The organism is Kamptonema formosum PCC 10802 (genome assembly GCF_000332335.1).
Classification (GTDB): domain Bacteria; phylum Cyanobacteriota; class Cyanobacteriia; order Cyanobacteriales; family Oscillatoriaceae; genus Oscillatoria.
In genome coordinates this window covers 4,216,712-4,239,016 of record NZ_KB235948.1, presented here as the reverse complement: position 1 = coordinate 4,239,016, position 22,305 = coordinate 4,216,712, and the positions used below count along the sequence as shown (strand labels likewise).

The window sequence follows — 22,305 nt, the reverse complement described above, 5'->3', positions numbered from 1 at the left end:
GGCTTGCCGGAACCCTTGCGGGCAAAACTCCGAGTTGCAATCAACCCGTCCCCGGAAGTCAAGGGCCATAAGGACAAATCATTGGATCAGGAGAAATTATGAAGAACGCAGGAAATAAAGCAAACAGCCAAGGCAAACTGCCTTACAAAAAACCCACTCTAACCCCCTACGGAAGTATCCAAAACATCACTCAAGCGACATCGGGAAGCAATACGGATGGGATGGGGGGAAATATGGCACCGCCGTCGTGATTAATCGCGAAGCAGCACCTGTCAAATTCAACTAAGGCTAGATAGGGTTTGAGGGAATAAAAAATTACTCAGATAATCGAGATGCTAGCCTTTAATTTAAAGTTAACGGCTGACAAATACCAGATGTTATGCTGGAGGAATTTCAGTCGGGGCTTGGTTCAAAAGATCCGATTTATAACGGCGTGTTTGAGCGAACGATAGTTGGTTTATAAACAAATGTTAGGGCGGCATTTACTAGCCATAGCAAAGATGTTGTTCTATCAAGCTTACGGTTTAAATATTGCCTCCGAACTTGAGTTCCCTGAACTCATCGCAGGAGGTAAAGGGGAGGATGTTTGCATTGTCAAAGGCAAAATCACACATCCCAAACTGGAGCCGACCTCAATTAAACGCCAAGGAATTGAAGCCTTATTTTGCGGCAACAAGCAAGAAGCTTACCTGCAATGGCCGGGAGTCGTTACAATATTAGCGGTAGGTGGCACCCGTCTGACTGTCCAGCCAGATTGCAAGGGCAATCCCCCCGTGGTTGCCCCGAACCGGAGCAATCCCACTGCGGTTGCGCCGGTTGGGGAAGGAGCTGTTGACCGGCAATTGTTAAACCTCTATATTTTAAGCGAGGCACTGGGATTAATACTGTATCAAAAAGGCTTATTTTTGCTCCATGCGAGCGCGGTAAAAATCGGGGAAGAAGTGACAGTCTTTGTCGGGATTCCAGGTGCCGGCAAATCAACCACTGTTGCAGCTTTTGCCAAAAAAGGCCATCAGGTGCTAGCCGACGATATGGTTGCCATTTCACTTGACTCTCACCCCCAACCCGTAATTTTGCCGGCATTTCCCCAAATCAAAATATGGCCATCAGCCGTGGATGGCATTGGCTGCGATCCCTCCAGTTTATCGCCGCTGTTTCCGGGTTCGCGAAAACAAGTGATTCAACAGCGGGAAAATTTTCCCCTGACACCACTTTCTGTAAATCGGATTTTCCTGTTAGAGACAGTCAGCGCAGGGGCGGGTTCGCCCGAAAACTTGATGGCACAGCAAAGGGTTGCAATAAACCCGCCCCCGGAGGATAATGTGCGTCTGTCGAGCGAGCTAAAGATTGCCAAAATGGAGCCGAGAGAAGCTTTTTTGATGCTGACGCGCTTTTTTCCCTGTCCGAGTGCTATCCTGAAAGGAGCTGCACTTCAGCATCATTTTCAGCAGTGCGCTAACTTGCTCAGTCGCGTGGAACTCTGGAAATGGCAGCGCCCCCAAAATTTTAAAATGCTCAACACATTCGTCGCGGCAATTGAACAAGGCATAATATGAGTGGCATCACTGGCATTTATTTTTTTGACGAGCGCTCAGCCGGCGCAGAAACCCTCGCCCGCATGGTAGATAGTTTAGCGCATCGCGGTGCCGATGGAGCGGGAATCTGGAGGGAAGGCGCTGTGGGTTTAGGGCACCGGATGTTGTGGGTGACGCCGGAATCTCTGCACGAAAAACTCCCGCTGGCGAAGCGAGGGGGAAATCTCGTACTGACGGCAGACGCTCGCATTGATAACCGAGATGAATTAATCGCTGCCTTGGGGATGAGGGGGAACCCGCGAGAAACGATAACCGATAGCGAACTGATACTGGCGGCTTATGAAAAATGGGGCGAGTCTTGTCCGGAAAAACTCTTGGGTGACTTTGCCTTTGCCATTTGGAATCGCTACGATCAGCAGCTTTTTTGTGCCAGAGATGCGATGGGAGTCAAGCCGTTTTATTATTACTGCCAGCCCGACAAGTTTTTTGCCTTTGGTTCCGAAATCAAAGCCCTTTTCAGTTTAGAAGAGGTGCCGCGTCAAGTGAACGATGCAAAGCTGGGAGTTTTCCTGTGTCAGCTGACGGGATTTGCGGCGTTAAAAACTGAGACATTTTACCGAAATATTTTTCGCTTGCCTCCCGCACACTGGATGACAGTCAGCCCGCAAGGGTGCCGGTTAAAACCTTATTGGGATTTAGAAGGGGAAGCCGCAAAAATAAAACTCAACTCCGAAAGAGAGTACATTGAGGCATTTCAAGAACGATTCACCCAAGCCGTGGTTTGTCGCCTGCGAAGCGCTTACCCCGTAGCATCGAATTTGAGTGGCGGGTTGGATTCCTCTTCAGTCAGCTGCGTGGCGCGGAATTTTTTAAAGCAGCAAGGCAATGGCGCTGATTTAATCACCATTTATGGAGATGGCGGGCTGGAATCTACCGATGAAAAATCTTATGTGCGGGCTGTATTAGCCGGAGGGGGATTTCAGCACTGCTTCACCCCTATCGACAGGAACGTGATTAGCGCTGCTCAAACCACTATTTCTTGGATAAATCAACCCCTGCAAATGCCGACTCCAGTGATATTATTGGCAGCAGTACAGGCAGCCCAGCAACAAGGGGCAAGAGTGATGTTAACGGGGCATGACGGCGATACAATTGTTTCTCACGGGCGACATTACTTGGCTGAGTTAGTTGAGCTAGAAAATTGGCAAAATTTGATAGAGGTAATTGTCGCGTATCTGAAAGTGTATCAGGTAAAAGAGAGTGAGTTACAAACGAAATTGAACTCACAAATTTTTCAGCATATTGTGCCTTATTTGAAACATCAGGTGAGCCAAGAAAATTACAGCAAGTTTTTGAAACTTTTTGCAGAAATAGTCGGTCACAGACCCTGGGGGCTTTGGCAAAATTTAAGGGTATTGAAACACAGCCTTATTTCCCATAAAGTTCGCTGGCAACAGTACAATCCAGCCGTGAGTGCTGCTCTGGCAAAAGAGATTAATTTGCAGCAGTTAATCGAGCGAGAATATGAGTGTCAGTTTGCCGAATATGTCCCTTCGGAATACAGGGCTCATTCTCGGGGGATTCTCTCAGATAATCTTCTCAACTCCACGGAGGAAATAGACGGGATATGTAGCGGTTTATCTATAGAACCACGACACCCGTTTTTAGATAAGAGAGTGATAGAGTTGTGTTTAGCAGCCCCAGCAACTTTGAAGTTTTATAACGGCATGGGACGAGGAGTGATGCGCTGTGCTATGATCGATATATTACCGCCGGAAGTAAGGGAGCGATCGAGCAAAATTGATTTTTCTGAGATAATTGTCAAAGGTCTGGAAAAAGAAGAACCGAAATTGCTAGAAGATTTGCTGTTTAATCGGGAATCTGCTTTAGGAAATTATGTGAGCAGGAAAGTTTTATCCAAACAGTATCAGGAGTTTCTCAACCCTCAAACTGAAGGGAGCCGGAAAAGGCGGTTGTCGAAGCTGCTGGCTAAAACGGCGGATTTGGCAATCTGGCTGGATGTTTTGTAATTGTCTGGGGTTATTGTGGGGAGAGGGGCTAATTGCCGATTATAATAAAAGAGGTGCGAGCGCTTTGCCATGTTCGAGCGCCCGATACAAGTTAATCTCCCCTCTTGAGAAAACGGATGTCTGTGCAAACCGCTTTACAATTTATCCAGCAAGTGCGGGCTGATGTGGGGCTAAAAAGTAAACTTTTGGCCCTTAATAACAGCCCGGACTTGGACACTCTCGTCAAACTTGGCGCTGAAGCCGGTGTGACTTTTACGGTTGAGGAACTGCAAGCAGCGCACAAACACGACTGGGCGATGCGCTGGTTGATTTACAATTCTTGAGAGAGGGATTAAAAGACGACCGGCAAAGATTTCAACCCGCGTGCTAGGAAAGTTTCTTCCCATGCGAGGGATTCCGTTTCTAAGGATAACCCTGGCAACTGGCGCACCACTGTCCCTACCGCTGTTTTAGCCACCAATCTTGCCAAGTGTAACCCAAAGCAGAAATGTATTCCGTGACCAAAAGAAAGGGATGAATTTGGGTTGCGTCTAATCTCAAACTTGTCGGGATCGGGGAACTGGGCTGGATCGCGATTTGCTGCACCTATTAGACAGTGAACGATTTGGCCCTTTTTAATCGCTCCCTCTGAGAGTTCTATGTCGTGTAAAGCGGTGCGGGAAACTCCTTGGAACGAACTGTTATAGCGCAAGACTTCATTGATGGCCATTTCAATCAGCGATGGGTCTGCTTGTAGCAGGCGTAACTGATCGGGATGCTGCAGTAATGCCACTATGCTGTTGCCGATCAGATGCTTAGTGGTGGAGTGTCCGGCAAAAAACATGAGGATGCAATTTGCTATGAGTTCTTCTTCGCTCACTTTTCCCTCCGCTTGCGCTTGAATCAGCGTGCCAATCAAGTTATCTTGAGGGGGGCAATAGGTGCGGCATTTGGCAATGAAACTGCGGAAGTAATCGACAAGACCAGAAAACGCTAGCAAACCTCGCTCCTGGTTGATTGGAGTCACATCCATATCAATCAATAGTGACAGCTCTTGCGACCACAGCTTGAACCGGCGATCCTCTTCTAGTTGGGGGATTCCTAATATTTCACCGATCGCTCCCACGGATGCCGGATAAGCAACATCGTCAACAATCTCCATCTTACCTTTATCTTTGACCCGCTCGATGAGAGCGTTAACTCTGGCTTCTAAGCGCTCCCGCAGAGCTTGAATATTCTGGAAAGTGAAAGTGTTTTGAACCACTTGGCGCATTCTGGTATGGTCAGGCGGATTTCTCAGCACTAACCACAGCTTCAACAGTTTTTGACTTTCGTTCCGCGACGCCAATAATCGATTAATTGGCGCGTCCGAGGTCTGTAAGTTAGTGAGTAATTGTTCTGAATGACCGGCACCATAATTTTGCAGAACTTCCACAATATCAGCGTAGCGCGTCAGCACCCAATCGTTCCATTCTGGCCGATAGTAGATGGGGTGGTGAGTCCGCAGATAGTGATAAGTGGGATAGGGGTTGGCGCGAAACTCTGACGAGCGCGGATTAAATGGCAAAGGCACGGTTTCGTTTTGAATTTTTTCACTCATCTTTCATTCCTCAATCTGCTACAATATCAATTAGGGGAAAGGTCTGGCACCACCTCACCGGCGATTGCAGCGCGGCATCAACAAGACTGCGAAGACAGCCCAGCTGTCCGGGAGGCTGCCGGTCGCCGTAGACGCGATCGAAGTTTTGCTTCCACAGGGAGATCGTCCGCAGTGAGGAAAAGCGCCGGTCTTGCATGAATTGAATTTTCCAGCCAGCTGACTCCACATCCCGAACCAGTTCAGACACTGTGCAAAGAACCATAGATCCACCAAAGGTCGTTCGCTCTCCCGAATAGCTGTCCGCAGCACAACTCTCTGACAAGATTAAGCGAGACGCACAGGAACGCAGCCGGCGCAGATGTTCGGCTTTATTGCGAATATGAGAGATAATTTCTATGTGGAAAATTAGGTCATACTCGCCCTGAAACTTATCTTGTTCCAAATTTTGCTGCCACACATTTAATCCCTGGCTACGGCAATATTCTACCTGTGTCCTGCTGAATGCGATACCCGCTACAGAGCAATTGCGCTCGGCGATTAGCATCTTGGCTCGCCCTCCCCAACCGCAGCCCACATCTAAAACGCGCGAACCCGGAGGAAGGTAAGGATAGTAGTTCCTAATCGTTTGCCGCAAACCGGCTTCCAAATCTTCAGAACCGCGAAAGAAACCGAAATGGTAGTGCAACTCCTCGCCGATAATCTGTTTCCATTCGGAAATGGATTCGCTGGAGTAAAAGTTATCTAGGTCAAAAGTCATTGGATGCAAGGATTTTGGATTTTGTATTTGGTTTCTCGTTCCCAGGCTCCGCCTGGGAACGCCGTTCTGGAGGCTCTGCCTCCTTTGATCAGACAAGAAGATTAAAAGCCTAAAAGCTTATTCACCTTTTCCTTTCCACAGACAGCCACTGGTGCTGGAACCAGAGATAGGCTTTAGCCTCTAGCCGGCGTTGCGGTTGCCAAACAATTTTAATGTGGCTCAACCGGCGCTCGAAGACGCTAAAGCAATTTGGAGGCTGCAACAGCGACGCCGCAATCAACTCACCTGGCCAAGGTGCCGGTGCGCCGGCGGGATTCGTTTGTCCTGGCCAGTTTAACAGCGCCTCTGCCTTTGCCGGCGCACACAAACCTCCGTCTACCAGATACTTTAGAAAAGCAGTCCAGCGAGGTTCGCTTTGGGGCTGTTTCAGTAAAATACATTCTAACCCAATTTGGGGATAAATTCTCTCCCCCACATCCAGACAAACCGTTATCCGATCGGCGAAAGCCAACAGCTGCTCCATCAGCGATCCCACTTCGTCTGTTTCCCCCTCCCAGCCAATCTGTTGCAGGTAGGGAACCAGCGAGTCGGGAAGCAAACGTTTGACATTGACTCGCAAAGCCGGTGCCTTTCGCGATAACATCACCCCGATGTGACTGACAAACACGCCATCGGGACAAGCTGCAAAGCAGCGATAGAGATTGTCTCGCCACGCGCACCAACCCAACTCACCTAGCAGCAAATCGAGGGCTTTCGCTGCGATGGGATAGGGTTCAACCGCTGGCGATACGTCTTGGGGCAACCCAAAGAAAATCGCCGGTACTGGCAGGATAACAGATGGGCTGTTAATGTCAAACTCCAGCCAGATTTCTGGTATGCTGTTATGGAGTGGGGAGAGTGGCTCGCACCACTGAGCAAGGAAATCCTGTAACTGTGACCACCCCGGATGTGGGGACACCCCACCGGCACCGGTGACAGCAGCAATGTGCTCTCGCAGCAAAGTCAATTCGCTCTCGTCTGGCACAACGCACTGCTGCAAATCTACTTGGGGTGTATTTGCAGCCAGCCGGCACTCAAAGCCACCCCGCAGAATCGGAGCTAAATTAGCAGCCAATTTTTTTAATTCTAATACGGCAGCCGGCGCAATTAAATGCTGCAGTGCCGGTGCTTCCGCGCCCGCCCCCAAAAGCACATCCACAGATTCAGCTAAAGTAGAGTGCATTTATTCCCCGCCAAATCTTCCAAAATAGCATCGCACAGTTGGGGCAAGGCATCCAAGCTATCGGGGCGAATCACTTTTCGCACCGGCACTGTCGCAGCAACGCGACTGAGGACGGCAAACTCCCGCGCTTGCTTCTCTCGCTCTAATGTTAAAAAGCTTGCCGATCTGTGCGCCATCAGCGCCATCACAGCTGTTGCCGGGGGAATGGGTTCAAGCGCCGGTGCTGCCAAAGAAGGCACCCGTTCTCCCAGGACGTAAATCGCCCCCAAAGGCAGGGGATCGCTTTGAAATCCCCATGCAGACGATCCCCCACCGTCAATCAAATTAATATAGCGTTTTTCCCAGCCGGTTAGAACTGGCGGCAAATCCACTTCTGAACCGTAGAGGGCATCTATCGCCTCTGGCCACAGTCGCAGGTGCGGATAGCCAGGCTGTACTGAAAAATTCTTACCGCTATCGTTAAGAACGGCAATGTCGTCGGATAAAATCGACATTTGGCGCTGGCTTAATGCCGCAGCAGTCGTTGATTTACCCGCCCCTTTCTCTCCCAAAATCGCAATAGCACGCTCGCCGACCGCTACTGTACAGGCGTGGAGACAGGCTGTCCCCCGCAGCCGCAATACACACCCCAAAACTGAACCGAGCAAAAGTGATATCACATCCTCTAGCACCATCTCAGTCCAGGTAACGGAGATTCGTTTCCCATCTTCATCGAGCCTGAAATCGACTTTCCCTGAAGGCTTGACAGGACCGCGAAACCACAACCTTATGTAGTGACCGTCTCCCGTTTGCTCAGTCCACACCCGCATCCCAAACTCCTCTTCCTGATTCTGGTAAGGAGTAAAGTTTGGAGTTGCTTGGGGTGCTGAGGGGTTTGAACTACGCTCTCCCATCAAATCCACCCAGACATCGACCGGCGCATGGTCGGAGGTAGCCATTAACCCTGGTAGAGGTCGATTTGCCTGTAGCGTTAAGCCATAGGATCTATATCTAAAAAACTCACCCATTCTCTCTAAAATACTCATTTTTAATCTCTATTATTTGAGAGGGGATTTCCACCCCTCTCTTTCCGACCTAGCGCTTCAGTAAAGTGGACTGGTTTTTAGCGCCCCTATAGGAGGGGAAACTAACAACTCATTTTAGTTACGAAGCATACACAGCAGGAAGTGAACCGCCATCCGGATTCCCAGACGAATTAGTGATATTAGTAAACGTCAGTTCGCTAACATTGCCAAATTTCCGCAATTGCGGGGTGTGGTATGCCTTTTTATTCGCAGCATTTGCTTGGTTGGGAGTTGTTTGGGACATAGTTTTCCTCCTGAATTTCAATTTCTTCAAATCAGGGAAACAATTGGTCTGGTCTTGACTTCTGGACGACGCTGGTGGCGCAGCCAGTAAGCCAGTTGCAGGGCTGGGACAGCCTGACTGTAGCTGGCAGGGGTGAGTTCTGCAAGGGCTTGCAGTCTTTGCAACAGGCGCTGGCTGCTGACATAGGGGGTCAGGGCCGGTGTTGCTGCCAATTCTACCATCCAGGGCTGGATTCCTCGCTGCTGCATTAAGTTGTAATGGGCGAAACCTCGCAGCGGTGTTTTGGGTCGCTGTCGCACGGAATCGGGCAACACGCCTTTCATGGCCTCCCGCAGCAACAATTTATTTTCAAACCAGGGAGCCGGCGGCACTGACAGCAAGTATAGCACCAAACGCACATCGAAAAAGGGAAAACGAACTTTGAGAGGAAAGCCACTGAAGCCCGGATCTGCCCACGCAAAAATGTTCCACCACAAGGGAGCCGCCGCCATCCCGTAGCGGTCTTTCTGCGGTGGCGCAGTCCAGATTTCTTGGAGTCGCGCTTTCAAATTCACTCGCTCTGCGAAATCTGGGTTTAACCAGTCGGGACAATCAATCTCTTGCTGCCGCAAGTCCCCTCTTTTCAGCCACCGGCGCACTCCGGATCGCAACCCCAAGGGCGGCAACCGGCGAAAACAGCGGATGTAAGCCAGCGCATCTAGCATAAAATGCTGAAACTTGCCGGTTTGTAGTAAAGTGTACCAGTAAGCCGGCGATGGGTAAAACGCCGGATCGCCCCCAAACCCAGCGAGCAGCACCCGACTGCAGCCGGCGGTGCGCCTATTAATTTCCGTTTCAGCGAGTTGGTTCGGAATCATTAGGGGTTCCGGAGAGATATATTCCGGCTGTTCCGGTGGTGCCTGCTGTATGTAATCTTCCGCCACGAGGCACTCAATTGGGAAACCGGCAGCCTCAGCGACCTGCGTGGCGTAGCCCCCTTCTTCGTCGGAAATCAGCTGTTTGTAGACGATCGTGTAAGCCCGAAAATCCACAATTTTACCACTTGCCGCCATTAATTTATAAGCCGTGGCGGCGATACTGGTAGAGTCCATTCCGCCGCTTAAATGGGTGCCGGCGCTCTCCGTCCGCAGCCGGTCGCCCACCGCCCTTTCAAACAATTCCCGAAACTGCTCGACATATTCCTCCGGGCGCTTGTAACGCAGGTATTCAACTGCTTCCGGCAACTGCCAGTAACGCCGCACCCGCACCTCTCCCTCCGACCAAATAAGGGTGTGGGCGGGAGGCAACTTTTGGATATCGGCAAAGGTGGTCGTGGCGACATCCATATTCATACTAAATAGCAGGAAATCGCCAATCGCTCGCTCATTGAAGCGATCCGATACCTGCGGGTGGAGGCGCAGGCAGTCGGGGGTGTTGCTGAAAATCAGGCTTTTCCCGATTTCTGTATAGTAGAATGGCACCACCCCAAACTGGTCGCGGGCGCAGAATAGGCGCTGCTGCCGGCTGTCCCAAATAGCAAAGGCAAAATCCCCACTCAGGTGCTCCAGACAAGCTTCTCCCCAAATACGGTAGGCGTGCAGTATCAGGTCAGCATCGGGCGCGTCGCTAATTGGGCTGCACCCACCGGCACGCAGCCGGTCCATCAACTCGTCGCGCCGGTCCAGGCGCACATCAGCCGCAATCCAAACTTCCCCATCCAAACTGTGAGGTTGCCGTTCTTTTTCTGATTCCCAAGTCGTCCGCAAGAGGGCGTGACCGAACCCAACATGACCCGCACTCCAGATATCGAGAGCATCTGGGCCGCGAAAGGCCATTAAATCGGTCATTTGCTGTAACAGGGCGCGGTCAACAGGTTCGCCGTCGCCGTTGAGAATACCGACAATACCGCTCATAGCATAAAATGACCTTATTTAAACGAGTGTCGCACAATTTGTTTCGGGCAAGCGCGGGGGCTTGCCGGTGCAAACCTATCATCCCACGAAAGTGCCCAGAAACCCCAGAAACCGGGTTTCTGCGACAAACCTTGCCTCCCCCCCGAAACCTTTAATCAGAAACCCGGTTTCTCAGCCCCCACTCCGCCCTCCAGAAACCCAGAAACTGGGTTTCTGCGACAAACCTTGCCTCCTCCTCGAAACCTTTAATCAGAAACCCGGTTTCTCAGCCCCCACTCCGCCCCCCAGAAACCGGTTTTCTGCAACAATTAGCCCGCGAAGGCGGGCTTTGTTTGTATAGCCGCGATTTCCAATCGCCAGGAACTTAGCTGCACTTGCGTCACCCCTCATAGCTAAACTATAATATATCACAGACTCCCTCATCTTGACAAATACCCCCGGCACTCCTCCCTTGAAAAATAAACTTCAGAACATAGAGAATCTGCCCAGAGCCATACGGCTAGTCTGGCAAAGCACGCCCCTATGGACTGCTGTCAGTCTCGCACTCTTGCTGGTACAGGGCTTATTGCCCTTGCTCTCGCTCTATTTAATGAAACTGCTCATCGATGCGGTAACCGCCGGCATAGGAGCCGGCAATCGCGCCGCAGCCTTCTCCCAGGTACTCCTGCTAGTAATCTTAGCAGGAATTACCGCACTGTTTGGCGACATATGCCGCTCTCTATCCGGGTACGCAAGCGAGGCTCAGTCGCAAATCGTCACCGATTTCGTCCATGACCTCTTGCACGCGAAATCCATAGAAGTAGACCTGGAATATTACGAAAACGCCCAATTTTACAACGCCCTCCACCGCGCCCAACAAGAAGCGATTTACCGCCCCACCCGCATCCTTACCAGTCTCGTACAGCTGGCTCAAAACGGAATTTCCCTCGTAGCAATAGCGGGGCTGTTAATTTCCCTGCACTGGGGAATCGCTGCAGTGCTATTTGCTGCCGGTATTCCCGGTTTATTTGTGCGTTTGAAGCACACCGGCAAGCTGTACCGCCGGCAGCGAGGCTGGACTGTTCAAGAGCGCATTGCTTACTACTTTCATATAATGCTCACCCAAGACTCCTATGCCAAAGAAGTGCGGCTGTTTGACTTAGGTCCTGTATTTCGCACGCGCTACAGCAACCTGCGCCAGCAAATCCGTCAGGAAAAACTCGCCCTAGCCAGCCATAGATCGATTGCAGAATTGATGACCCAAGCTAGCGGCACAGTAGCCGTTTTTACAGCTTGCGGTTTCATCGCTTACCAGACAATCCAAGGGCAAATTACCTTAGGCGGGCTGGTGATGTACTACCAAGGATTTCAGCGGGGGCAGGGGTTTTTGCGAGAAATGCTCACCAGTCTCGCCAGTCTGTATGAAAATAGCTTGTTTCTCTCTACTCTGTACGAATTTCTGGAATTAAAGCGCTCGGTTATCGAGCCGGCGCGTCCGCAAACCGTCCCCAATCCCCTACAGACCGGCATTCAGTTCGAGGGCGTTTATTTTCATTATCCCCAAAGCGCCCGCCCCTTGCTAGAAGATATTAACCTGACAATTCGCGCCGGTGAGACAGTTGCCTTGGTGGGCGAAAACGGAGCCGGAAAAACCACGCTCATTAAATTATTGTGCCGGCTCTACGATCCGACAAGCGGGCGCATCACTATCGATGGGGTTGACTTGCGCCAATTCACCACCACAGACTTGCGGCGAGAAATTAGCGCCATCTTTCAAGACTATGTGCGCTATAATTTAACCGCAAGGGAGAATATTGCCTTTGGCAATGTCAGCATCTTCCCCGATGAGGAAGAAATTCTCAAAGCGTCGCGGGAGGCGGGCGCAGACAAAGCCATCGTCCGACTTCCCAAAGGTTACGACACTACATTAGGCACGCAATTTGAGGAGGGGGAAGAACTGAGCGTCGGCGAGTGGCAGAAAGTTGCCATTGCTAGAGCTTTTTTGCGTCAAGCGCAAATTCTCATTCTCGACGAACCCACAAGCGCCCTGGATGCCAAAGCGGAACACGAAGTTTTTGAACAGTTTCGCCAGCTGATTCAAGGAAAAACTGCGATTCTGATTAGCCACCGGCTCTCAACCGTCAAGATGGTCGATCGCATCTTTGTGTTGCAAGATGGTAGAATTGTAGAAGCCGGCTCCCACGAAGAACTGCTGCGGTTTGGCGGGACTTACGCCCGCTTGTTTGAACTGCAGGCAAGGTACTATCAAATTTAAAGAAACTAAAGAAACCGGGTTTCTGCGACAACCTTTGCCTCCTCCCCGAAACATCGATTCAGAAACCCGGTTTCTCAAGCTTATCCGTGCCGCCAGCTGTTGCGCATTTAATTTGCAGGGGGAGGCACAACCTCCTTTCAAGCATTCCCAGGCGGAGCCTGGGAACGAGTAATAAGGCGTAGGACAGGCGTCTCGCCTGTCCCCATGTCCCAAAGCAAACACAACAAAACCCGCAACAGTTTCCTGTTGCGGATCTTGCTTTCTTCAAGGTGGCGGGAAGTGGATTTGAACCACTGACCTTCGGGTTATGAGCCCGACGAGCTACCAGACTGCTCTATCCCGCGTCGATGTTTCTATTATAAGCACACGCGAAACAGTTTGACAACCCCCCTGGAAAAAATTTTTTTCTTTTTTTTCTCACGGGCCAGGGGGGCTGAACTTGGCCCTCACAGCATGGACAGCTCCCCGATCACCTCCAGGCGCTTAAACGGGTTCAGGCTCATATACGTCTCCGACAGCGTTTCCGCAATCGCCGGACTGATCCAGCCCATCTGCTTCAGCAGCTGGATGGCCACGGCGTGCTTAGCCCGCTTGCTCCCATCCACCACTTTAATGGCCAAACCCATGCCCTCACCGGCGCGGCCCACGCACTGAATCCCTTCCGAACCGCCTTTGCTGACCAGTTCTCCCTCGCTCAAGCGCATCAGCTCGGTATCAAACTCACCGGCACCGGCGACCATTTGCGGGTGGTGGGTCATCGCGCGGACAATGCGCTCCATATCCAAGCTGTCGCCGGAAGCGAGCTTGGCGTACAGGGAGGCCATCTGTCCTAGCTGCATGAAATAGGTGGGTGCCCCGCAGTCGTCGCGGGCGCAAATAAACTCCGCCGCCGGCATGCGCAGCAACTCGGCCACTTTGCTCAAAATCAGCTGCTGCACCGGATGGCTGCGCTGCAAATAATTATTCAGTGGCCAATTGCGCTGCTGGCACACCGCCAGCATACCCGCGTGTTTGCCAGAGCAATTGTGTTCTAGCGGGCTGTGCTTACCTTCCGGAACTGGACACTGGAGCGCCGAGGGTTCGATATCGCAGCGCCACAGGATATTAAAAACTTGCCGCGACTGCTCAATCGTCCCCTTGTGGGAGCTGCAGATAATCGCTAAGTCCCTGTCTGTGAGGCTGTAGCGCTCCAGGGTGCCGGTCGTCGTCACGGCCAGGGCTTGAAACGGCTTGAACGCCGAGCGGACAAAGGAAGCGGTTTCCGAATTGCCCGCCACAGACAGAACCCGTCCCCGGTTGTCAGACACGACCGCCTGGACTTGATGCCTTGATTCGATGATGCCTTCCCGCAGCAGCCTGACTTCCAGCTCTGCGGCTTGAGTTCGTTTTCCCATTGTCATGGGTAAAAATTTACCATTTGAAAGGTACAGGACAAAGGATTTTTAACAATATATTTTTGATTTCAATTGGCCATTGCTCCCCACGCCGCAATCCGGGTGCCGGCACAGGGGTTACAGCCAAAACCAAATCAGGGTGCCGGCCAGCAGCAACAGGGCCATGACTGCGAACGTCCGCTTCAGCCGCCGGAGAATCGGCTCCACTTGGTGGGTGACAACCAGCCGGTCTCGCAGGAGGATTTCCGGGGTCTTTGTCCATGACTGGCCATCATACCACCCCGACTCTTCATAAACCACCGTCTGGCTGACCAGCCGGTCGCGCACGTAGGACCAGCCCAAAAAAAGCCGCAGCAGCGCCAGCCCCAAAATCAAACCGGCACCGGCAGCGCCGCTGAGGAAAAACCGCAGCGGATACTTAGCCGGCGCGAAACTTGCCGCCGCCACCGGCCCCCCCACCAGCCAAGCCAAGCCCCACACCCAGGCTATCGCCTTCAGATACTGGGGCAAATCTCCTGCTGCTGAGCGAAAAAACGCCGATTCTTGGAGTTCTTGATACTCATTGAGCGGTTGCTGCTCTTCTGGCACCGGACACGGCGTAACTGGCCCTTCTGTCATGGCCCTACTCTCCCACGCGACCCGAAGCTGGCAGCGAAATCCGCTCTGCATGCCCCCAGAACGCCTCTAGATTGTAAAATTCCCGCTCTTTCGGCATCAAAATGTGGACAATCACCTCCCCGTAGTCTTGCAGCACCCAGCTGCCTTCGGCCTGTCCTTCCATTCGCAGCGGCAGCCGGTGCCACTCCTGTTCCACTTTTTCTTGAATGGCTTGAGAAATGGCCCGCACCTGCACCCGAGAAAAGCCGGTGACAATCACGAAGTAATCTGCCAGATAGGAAACTTCTGCCACCTTCAGCATCAGGATATTGCCGCCTTTGCGATCCTCAGCCGCTCGGGCAATGGTTAAGGCGAAGTCTCTGGTTGGATCTGGGCTGACTGTGCCTTTCTGGGCAACATAATTCGCTTTCGTATAATCTGTCATTAAATCTACTTCGTCCGCTCCTGTGTTACTTTTGATTAATTCAGTTGGAAATCTTTGGCCTACTTTTTTAGTCCCCTTTTAACTAAGAGAATCTTTGCGTTATCTTGTAACGCGCCATCCTGCTATGCGATTAGGCAGCTTGTTTTAGCGCTCTCCAACGATTTCTCTTTGCGCTCTTTGCGCTCTTGCATTAGACACGCCCAATTTCGGGTCAGTACCGTTCGCGGGTGAATCAGCTGACGGCTTTTTAGCAAGAATCCTAGCGAATAATCGCAGGTTAGCCCAACCGCTTTATAGAGATCCTGCCGGCTGACTTGCCGCAGCTCAGCTAGCTCAGGGGTATTGCCCCGCCCCGGTTCCAAACTGTCGGCCAGGAACACCGCACAGCTGAGTTCGCTCATTCCCGGCTGGCCTAAGGTGTGGTTGCGGATCGCCTGCAAGACTTCCTCGTCGCACACGCCAAACTCCTCTCTGGCGACGGTGGCGCTGACCTCTGCGTGCAGCAGGTGAGGGGAAGCTTCCAGAACTGGGTCAAGCTCCAATCCCTCTGCCAAAGCCATTTGCAACAGCTTCTGGGGTTTGAAGTGTTTGGCGAGATCGTGCATTAACCCTGCGGTGGCGGTCTTCTCCACATCGAGATGGTGCGCTCGCGCTAGTTCGATCGCTGTCTGTTCAACTCCCAGAATATGTCGCAGCCGAGAGGGGGGTACATTCTCTGCTAGCCAGGCCAGAACCCGATCCCGCATCACTCCAGGGTATCTCCTTTACATCGTCAGGGCAGTGGTAAACGCGCAGCCTTTTTAAAAGCGGTTTTGTTAATTTTCCTGTCATTCTAGCTTAATTTTTGCCGGCAGTGTCTGCGCCACCGCAAAAATCAACCCGCCGGCTTAAGTATGTTTACTCGAAGCCGCCCTCCGGCATCCTGCGCCCCCATTGCCGGCTGCCGCTGTCCGCCCCTCTCCTATTTGGCGAGCTCTATTTGGCCAGCTCGCCGGCGGGTGACGCCCAACTGGCACAGACCGCAGCGAACATCTCCTCATACCGGGTTAAAGCTTCCTCGAAGGCATAGTGTTCCAGGGCAAAGTTTCTGCCGGCGCGACCGAGGGCTTCCGCTTTCTCCCGGTGTTCGTACAGGTCAAAGATCGCCCCTGCCAAGATTTCCGGGTCTTCTGGGGGAATCACAATGCCGCCGCCACTCTGCTTGACGGCAGTGGCTGCTGTGCCGGTGGCGGGAACGGAGGCCACGATCGGGCGACCGCTGGCCAGGTAGACAGGAATTTTGGACGGCATGTTAAAGGAAATTACGTTGTGCTTCTGCATCACCAAAGCCACATCTGCCGCCGCCAGCAGTTCCGGCAATTTTTCCCTCGGTTCAAACGGCAGCAGCAGCACGTTATCCGCACTGCGGGCGCGACAGTAATCCTGCAATTCGCTGATGGCGCTGGGCTCTCCGACGATCGTGAGGGTAAGATCTGGGATGTGGCGCAGGCGCACGGCTGCCTCGACAACGGTTTCTAAGCCTTGGGTGAGGCCAATGTTGCCGGAGTAGAGAACCACGAACTTGTCTTGCAGCTGGTGGGTGGCGCGGAAGGCATTGTTTTCTTTGGGTAAGGGGCGGATGAAATTGACATCCACCCAGTTGGGGATTTTCACCATTTTGCTGGCCGGCACTCCCTTGGCCTGCAGGTTGTCCACAAACCCGTCGGCGATGACGCTAATCGTGTGTGCGTGGCGGTAGGCGAAATTTTCTAGGGCTTCAAAAACCCGGATCATCTTTTTGTTCTTCAGCAAACCGACTGCCACGGCGGCGTCCGGCAAAATGTCCTGGACGTTGAGAACCACTGGGCAATTGCGCAACCATCCCAGCAGGGTTGCCGGCACGCAAATCGGCAGCGGCGGCACGGTGGCCAAAATCACGTCTGGCCGCCAGCTCTTCAGGGCGTGCACCATGCTGGTGCAAATAAAGCTGGCGTCCAGCAACATCCGGTCTAGCAAATTCGGACGGGGACCGCGAATCCACAGGGTGCTGCGCTGAATGGTGACGCTGTTTTTTCGCTCGGTCATGTACCACCTGCCCTCGTAGCCCGGGTAGATGCGCCGTTCTGGATAGTTTGGCATGCCGGTGACAACGCGGACTTGATGACCTCGCTTGACTAAACCTTCTGCCAGTTCCGTCATTAGAGGGGCTATGCCGATAGGCTCTGGGTAGTAGTTGTAGGAATAAATCAAGATACGCATCGTCTGTAATCTTATGCCTGGTTTGTGGACAGAGAAGTTCAGTCAGTGTCTCTGGGCAGTCGGGATTGGGGATGCTGCCAGAGGGGAGCGAGCAGTTTGGGGCGCTAGGGCTTCCCGTGGCTCTCCGGAGGAGCTATTTGGGCGCATTCCTTTTATGTGCTGTTGATAGCGCTCGTATTTATATCCCTGATTCTGGTCAGGCCGCGCCCTCTGGCCAAAGCGGACGATCTCTCCCCGTCTGCTCTCGCGCCACCGGCAGCCTGCAAAAGATAGTATTCCCCTGATGGCTTTCTTCTTTTCCCTTTTCTAAAAACACCTCCGTCAAGCCGAGCCCTGCGGCACTGATTCATCTGATTACCCCACCACCTTAGGGTGTGGAAAGCTGAATTTGGGGTTTTTCCCTGCGCAAGCGCACGCACCGGCACTGCTGCTGCAGCCTTTTTGCCACAACTAGCCAGAAGCTCTGGCGCTGTAACGAAGCTCTCGAACCCACTTCTCACAACCCGAATGCACCCCTCACTGCTCATTTCTTTAACCGGCTCTCTCTATCTGCTGAAGGCTGCATGACAGGCGGGCGTGGCATCTCAATCCCTACTCCTGCTGGAAAGCTAAAACTCAAAGGGTAGCTGCACACGCACGCCACAGTTCTTTGATGGCACAGGCACTTAACAATCATCTCTCAACACAGTTATCCCGCTTTGGCTGCTTTCTCGATTATCTCCATTATAACCCAGGTCGAATAAACTGAAAAAAAAGTTTTGGTAAAGCTTTTAGACGTTTTTTTTATATTTTGTAAAGCTGCGTCTCCTGCTGCTGCTCCAGCAGCGCGGAAATCTTTCACCACTTGCGAAAAACATGGCAAGCATCCGGGCGCTCGTGGCCGCACCCAGCCCCCAGCTCACTCTCCCGGTGGTGGGGAAATCCACCGGGTGCTGCCCCCACTCTCGCTTCTCCATCCACCGTGTGCCGGTCAGGCCCGCGGTGGGGCCTCTGCTGCTGCCCCCACTTCAGAATTCCCCCCTCTCAGTGCCCCCTCACATTTATGTAACAGTCTCCCGGCCCGCTCCTGTTGGCCACGACCATCACTGGCCGCCAGCCCCACCGGCAGCAGACCGCCACACCTCCCCCCTGACATCCGGCCCTCCTCAAGGCTAGCACTTCGCTCCCCCTTTCCTTTATCCGTTATTTTTATCTGTGCAACTCTTTAGGCTGCGGCTGTTATATTGTCTCTAATAAACTTAATTAATGATCCTCTCCCCTCAGGTGTATTAATAAGTGCTTATTCGGATAGTACACCGGTATCCCCCTGCGCCGCGCTGCCTCCTGGGAGATATTACAAATTGTTGATGTGCTATAAAAAAGTTAAGAGTTATTTATAGAGAATGTGGGATTTAAAAAAGACGTGCTATTTTGAGGGTGTAACTCCGCAGACTGATAGCGCCCCCATGCCCCAAAACGCACTGAAAAAGAACCGCCGGTTAACCCAGATAGGGCTAATGCAGCTGGGCCGGTATCTGCGCTGGCTCAGACACTATCGCGGCTGGAGTTCAGTCCACGAGCTGGGGGCATACATTGGTGCGCAAGAGTCCCAGTTGCTCTTGCGCCGCGCCAAAGAATTGAACATCGACCCCGAACTGGTGCCAGGAATATCGGGCCCGCAGATCAATCGCATAGAAGGAGGAAAGATCACCCGCCTCGCTATCGACCAACTGCTGCTGCTGATGGACGTTCTCGATCCAGTCCACCCCCAGACGATGCAGCCAGTCACCCTGGAACACTTGCTGGACATCGCCACCGGCGAAGCAGTGATAGAAGTCCCACCGCTGAGCGCCGACTGAGGGGTTGCTTGGGGTTGCAATCCCAGAACTGGAATTCACTGACCGTGGGGTGTCGGAGATGTTTCTGCCCCCAAAGCGCCGGCCTCGGGGGGTGGCTGGAATTCCCAATCTGGGTGCGTGCGGGCCACTTTTGCGGCAGCCGGCGAAAAGGCGGGTCTATTTGCCCGATACAGCACAAGCTCTTGGGCTTCCTGGAGGGGCCGGCAGCGCGGCGCAAGCCCCACCGGCAGCAGCACCGCCGGCAACCCGCCGCCGGTGTGGGAGCTGCGAACACGGCAAGACGACTTCGGCGATGGCCACCGCCCCTTCTGAAAATCGCTTTAAAAGAGGGCGCGGGAATACCGGCCCCGTTTTAGCCTTCCCCATCGGCCTGCGATGAGCGCGGCTGTTAAGTTTATTTACGAACACATTCTTAACAATTCTTGTTGATGAGTGGGGGGAAATTATGCGCTATCTTGTGGTATAATGCCAAAAACCATATACCGGCTTGGCTATCGAGAACCCCAATGGTTTGAGCGACTGAAAGCCGCTCAAGAAGAACAGTTTCGGGCAGCTCACCTGTGTCAAGATATTAACCCAGAATCAAGAAGGCCAAGAACCTAATGGCCTAAGCGGACAGAATGGCAAAGCGCAACTAAAGGGAAGTTGGCTCCCCACTTTCAACCGGTTCAGAGGGTCTGTCAAGCTCTCACTGGCAACACCGGCAGCACCAAAAAGAACCCCAAGCAGGGGCGAGCGATGAAATCCCCGTGGCGCGCGAAGCAATTCTATCCAATGTTCTGGCAGGCCCGATCTGTTACCCTAAAAGATGGCAAAATCACTCTGCCGGTGGATAGAGAAAGAGAACCCACTGTTTGAAAGTTGTCCTGACCAGAGGTGAGATTGCCAAAGAACAGTCTGGCAGCGAGCAAAGAGAATAAAGTATCCCTTCGAGCCAAGTCTGGCATCAGGGATCTCAGGCACGTTCGCCACTCGCGGATTCTGTTGAGTTTTGTAACAGTCTGGGGGGTATTTCGGTCAAAGACTTGATTTTCCAGCGGCAATAACATATCGGCGTCCGGGACGCGCCGGCGCAGCAGCAGCCCTGACGGGGGTCAAAGCTGCCTAATTCAGATATGAGAGCTGATTTATAGCCTTTCTCATATTAGTGAGGTACTGAGAAACCCGGTTTCTTAAAGAAACCGGGTTTCTGGGCCATAGTTCATCCAACGGAGAACCGCTATATAACGAAAAACTGAAGGCACAAGAAACCGGCTGGCTTGTGCTGGGGAAGCGGGAAAAACCGCCGGGGCTGGCGTTCCCTCCGACCTCCCAGAGAAGAAACCAGGTTTCTAGCGCCATTCAGGCTTAACAATTACTTTATAAATCAGGTCTTAGATAGAGGACTGGGAATCGGGGGTTCCCAACTGGGAACAGCCCGCACTAACATAGTCGGTTAGAAGCCCCTGCGGGAAAGCGGGGTTGGGAGCGTCACCGCTCCCAGCAGGCTTCGACAGCGTTACTGGAAACCCAGAAACACCGAATTAAGTACATCTAAGGAGACAGCAATGAGAATTTTCGGTTGGCGTAAAATTTTAGCGCCGGTGCTACTGTCCGTGTTGCTGCTGGTCACCGCCTGTGGTGGGCAGCAATCCCGCTTTGATCCACCGCCAAAAGGTCCGGCGGTCGTCAGAGAGTCTGCATCGGGCGGTTCATTCAATAAATACTTTCCCGCAGGAGGCGGTGGCTACGAGCGGGTCTACACCCAGGAAAAAAAGGGAGCCGCCATAGCCAAATTGAAGAAAGGGGGTAAGGACGTAGCCGAACTGTCCATCACGGATACCGTCAACACCCCCGATACGCGGGCGAAATTCAAGCAAAGCACCCAGAGAATTGCCGGCTATCCCGCAGCCACCCAAGGCAGTACCATGACCAGCATTCTCGTGGCCGACCGATTCCAAGTCAAAGTCCGCTCCCTCGATCCCTCCTTTAGCCCGAGCGACCGGGAAGCGTGGCTGCAAAAATTTAACCTCAGCGGTATTGCCAGCCTCAAGTAAGCTCAAATCAGCACAGACAAGAGACAACCCAGATAACACAAGCCAATTCTGATGAGCAAGCCAATTTTTGAATTAGTCGATCAGCTGCCCACCAACAACATGACCGTAAAGTCGCTGCGAGCGCTGGATTTTGTTCTCCCCGGTGAGTGGCAAAATACCGTGGGCTTCGTCAACACCATTCGCGCCGTCACCGGCGAAGAAGACGAAGACCTTATCCAGCAAATCGGCGACCGCGCTGTTATCCTGTTTAACGACAAATCCCAGGGATACCAGCGAGCTCTGTGGCTCTACCAAACCATTGACAGTACCGCTAGCGCCCTGGGCACAGCCGCCCTCGCCAAAAAAGTGAGCGAGAACGTTTCCTTTTTGTCCTTCTTGGGCAATATCACTCCCAAACCCGAGAAAGCTCAAACCATTGATTTTTCCTTGAAAGTTATCACCGAGTTGCTGGCTTTCTGCCAAATCAACGGCATTCCCGGAGACAGCATTGGCGATTTTCTCGGATCTTTGGCTCAATACAGCGGCGAGTCACTGATCCGGATGGCGGCGCTGGTTTGCTTCGACGGTTTGATTCCCCTCGGTGCGAACTTCGTGCAGATGGCGCTCCAGCAAATCGGGGGAATGACTCCCTCGGACTTGGAGGAAAATCCGGCGTTCAAGCAGATCAGCGATCAGATTCCAGGCGGAAGTTCCGCCGGAAAGTTGGGCTTTATTGGCGAAAGCGTCTCCTCAGTTTCTGGCTGGATGAACAATTTCGTCGCCGATCACAACTTAACCCCAAAAAGTGTGGTCAGCAACCTGTCGCGGTTTGTGGATATTGCCGACGATAAGTTGGACTATCTCGGCGCTTTCCTCGACATGACCACCAACTATTACGAACACACCGGCATCCAAACTCTGGCGCGCCGCTTGATTGAACGCGCTGTGGCTGAGATTTAACAACCTCACCCCCTCACCCCCTCTCCGAAAAGCGGGGAGGGGGAGAAAGAGATGGGGGTTTTGGTGACATTATCTTTTTTTACTGCAACGCCCACATCCTGACCCCCCCGCAGGACAGGCGGGACGCCTGTCCTACGTCTCCCGAGCCGGCACCCCGAAGCCCACACCGGTTTATACACACAATCAATTCAACCGTAAATTACATAATAATATTTGCTGGGCTTTAGCCATGTAATGCTTT

The 22,305-nt window shown here is 52.6% G+C and carries 21 protein-coding genes and 1 tRNA gene; 10 read left to right on the top strand and 12 right to left on the bottom strand.

The window, feature by feature from the left end:
• Positions 1 to 98 precede the first annotated feature (98 nt).
• From OSC10802_RS50285 to OSC10802_RS0118335, 4 genes are all read left to right on the top strand, one after another.
• Positions 99 to 251, top strand: a complete 153-nt coding sequence (locus tag OSC10802_RS50285) for a hypothetical protein (protein ID WP_155968042.1) — start codon at positions 99 to 101, stop codon at positions 249 to 251.
• Positions 252 to 500: 249 nt separating this feature from the next.
• Positions 501 to 1,556 (top strand): hypothetical protein, encoded by a 1,056-nt coding sequence (locus OSC10802_RS0118345; protein WP_017718229.1) that lies wholly within the window; start codon positions 501 to 503, stop codon positions 1,554 to 1,556.
• Positions 1,553 to 3,565, top strand: a complete 2,013-nt coding sequence (locus OSC10802_RS40765) for a lasso peptide isopeptide bond-forming cyclase (protein ID WP_017718228.1) — start codon at positions 1,553 to 1,555, stop codon at positions 3,563 to 3,565. The genes OSC10802_RS0118345 and OSC10802_RS40765 overlap by 4 nt, the downstream gene beginning before the upstream one ends.
• A 116-nt stretch (positions 3,566 to 3,681) precedes the next feature.
• Entirely contained in the window at positions 3,682 to 3,888 is a 207-nt protein-coding gene (locus OSC10802_RS0118335; protein WP_017718227.1) for a Nif11-like leader peptide family natural product precursor, read from the top strand.
• Positions 3,889 to 3,896: 8 nt separating this feature from the next.
• Here OSC10802_RS0118335 and OSC10802_RS0118330 read toward each other — a convergent pair whose 3' ends face one another.
• The 6 genes from OSC10802_RS0118330 to OSC10802_RS0118300 form a co-directional block, all read right to left on the bottom strand.
• Positions 3,897 to 5,144 (bottom strand): cytochrome P450, encoded by a 1,248-nt coding sequence (locus OSC10802_RS0118330; protein ID WP_017718226.1) that lies wholly within the window; start codon positions 5,142 to 5,144, stop codon positions 3,897 to 3,899.
• A 10-nt stretch (positions 5,145 to 5,154) separates the two neighbouring features.
• Positions 5,155 to 5,901 carry an SAM-dependent methyltransferase gene (locus OSC10802_RS0118325; RefSeq protein ID WP_017718225.1) on the bottom strand — a complete coding sequence of 249 codons (747 nt, stop codon included), beginning with the start codon at positions 5,899 to 5,901 and terminating at the stop codon, positions 5,155 to 5,157.
• 121 nt (positions 5,902 to 6,022) lie between these two features.
• Positions 6,023 to 7,123, bottom strand: coding sequence for a hypothetical protein (locus tag OSC10802_RS0118315; protein ID WP_017718223.1), 1,101 nt, complete (start codon positions 7,121 to 7,123; stop codon positions 6,023 to 6,025).
• Positions 7,108 to 8,148, bottom strand: coding sequence for a phosphoenolpyruvate carboxykinase (ATP) (locus OSC10802_RS0118310; RefSeq protein ID WP_198525145.1), 1,041 nt, complete (start codon positions 8,146 to 8,148; stop codon positions 7,108 to 7,110). The genes OSC10802_RS0118315 and OSC10802_RS0118310 overlap by 16 nt, the downstream gene beginning before the upstream one ends.
• Positions 8,149 to 8,266: 118 nt before the next feature.
• A complete protein-coding gene (locus tag OSC10802_RS50280) occupies positions 8,267 to 8,431 on the bottom strand; it encodes a hypothetical protein (protein ID WP_017718221.1) in 165 nt (54 codons plus the stop codon).
• Positions 8,432 to 8,457: 26 nt separating this feature from the next.
• Positions 8,458 to 10,323, bottom strand: coding sequence for an asparagine synthetase B family protein (locus OSC10802_RS0118300; protein ID WP_017718220.1), 1,866 nt, complete (start codon positions 10,321 to 10,323; stop codon positions 8,458 to 8,460).
• 451 nt (positions 10,324 to 10,774) lie between these two features.
• On the opposite strand from OSC10802_RS0118300, the gene OSC10802_RS0118290 reads away from it, so the two are divergent.
• Entirely contained in the window at positions 10,775 to 12,577 is a 1,803-nt protein-coding gene (locus OSC10802_RS0118290) for an ABC transporter ATP-binding protein (RefSeq protein ID WP_017718218.1), read from the top strand.
• 270 nt (positions 12,578 to 12,847) lie between these two features.
• Here OSC10802_RS0118290 and OSC10802_RS0118280 read toward each other — a convergent pair.
• The 6 genes from OSC10802_RS0118280 to OSC10802_RS0118255 form a co-directional block, all read right to left on the bottom strand.
• Positions 12,848 to 12,921: transfer RNA gene (locus OSC10802_RS0118280), tRNA-Met, on the bottom strand.
• A gap of 102 nt (positions 12,922 to 13,023) precedes the next feature.
• Positions 13,024 to 13,977, bottom strand: a complete 954-nt coding sequence (locus OSC10802_RS0118275) for an asparaginase (RefSeq protein ID WP_026098596.1) — start codon at positions 13,975 to 13,977, stop codon at positions 13,024 to 13,026.
• Positions 13,978 to 14,088: 111 nt separating this feature from the next.
• Positions 14,089 to 14,589, bottom strand: coding sequence for a CGLD27 family protein (locus OSC10802_RS0118270; protein WP_017718216.1), 501 nt, complete (start codon positions 14,587 to 14,589; stop codon positions 14,089 to 14,091).
• 4 nt (positions 14,590 to 14,593) lie between these two features.
• Entirely contained in the window at positions 14,594 to 15,013 is a 420-nt protein-coding gene (rsfS, locus tag OSC10802_RS0118265) for a ribosome silencing factor (RefSeq protein WP_017718215.1), read from the bottom strand.
• 122 nt (positions 15,014 to 15,135) lie between these two features.
• On the bottom strand, positions 15,136 to 15,759 hold the full coding sequence (gene yqeK, locus OSC10802_RS0118260) for a bis(5'-nucleosyl)-tetraphosphatase (symmetrical) YqeK (protein WP_017718214.1): 624 nt from the start codon (positions 15,757 to 15,759) through the stop codon (positions 15,136 to 15,138).
• Positions 15,760 to 15,988: 229 nt separating this feature from the next.
• Entirely contained in the window at positions 15,989 to 17,251 is a 1,263-nt protein-coding gene (locus tag OSC10802_RS0118255; protein ID WP_017718213.1) for a glycosyltransferase family 4 protein, read from the bottom strand.
• Between the two features lie 1,445 nt (positions 17,252 to 18,696).
• Between OSC10802_RS0118255 and OSC10802_RS0118240 the strand changes: the two genes are divergently transcribed.
• From OSC10802_RS0118240 to OSC10802_RS0118220, 5 genes are all read left to right on the top strand, one after another.
• A complete protein-coding gene (locus OSC10802_RS0118240) occupies positions 18,697 to 19,089 on the top strand; it encodes a helix-turn-helix domain-containing protein (RefSeq protein WP_155968040.1) in 393 nt (130 codons plus the stop codon).
• Positions 19,090 to 19,147: 58 nt separating this feature from the next.
• Positions 19,148 to 19,468 carry a hypothetical protein gene (locus OSC10802_RS50275; protein WP_017718209.1) on the top strand — a complete coding sequence of 107 codons (321 nt, stop codon included), beginning with the start codon at positions 19,148 to 19,150 and terminating at the stop codon, positions 19,466 to 19,468.
• Between the two features lie 86 nt (positions 19,469 to 19,554).
• The gene (locus OSC10802_RS50270) at positions 19,555 to 19,692 is read left to right on the top strand and encodes a hypothetical protein (RefSeq protein WP_155968038.1); all 138 of its coding nucleotides are present in this window, start codon (positions 19,555 to 19,557) and stop codon (positions 19,690 to 19,692) included.
• Between the two features lie 944 nt (positions 19,693 to 20,636).
• Positions 20,637 to 21,125: a hypothetical protein gene (locus OSC10802_RS0118225; RefSeq protein ID WP_017718207.1), complete on the top strand. Its 489-nt coding sequence runs from the start codon at positions 20,637 to 20,639 to the stop codon at positions 21,123 to 21,125.
• Positions 21,126 to 21,176: 51 nt separating this feature from the next.
• Complete coding sequence (locus OSC10802_RS0118220; RefSeq protein ID WP_017718206.1) at positions 21,177 to 22,064, top strand: hypothetical protein; 888 nt, start codon at positions 21,177 to 21,179, stop codon at positions 22,062 to 22,064.
• The last annotated feature ends 241 nt before the right edge of the window (positions 22,065 to 22,305 follow it).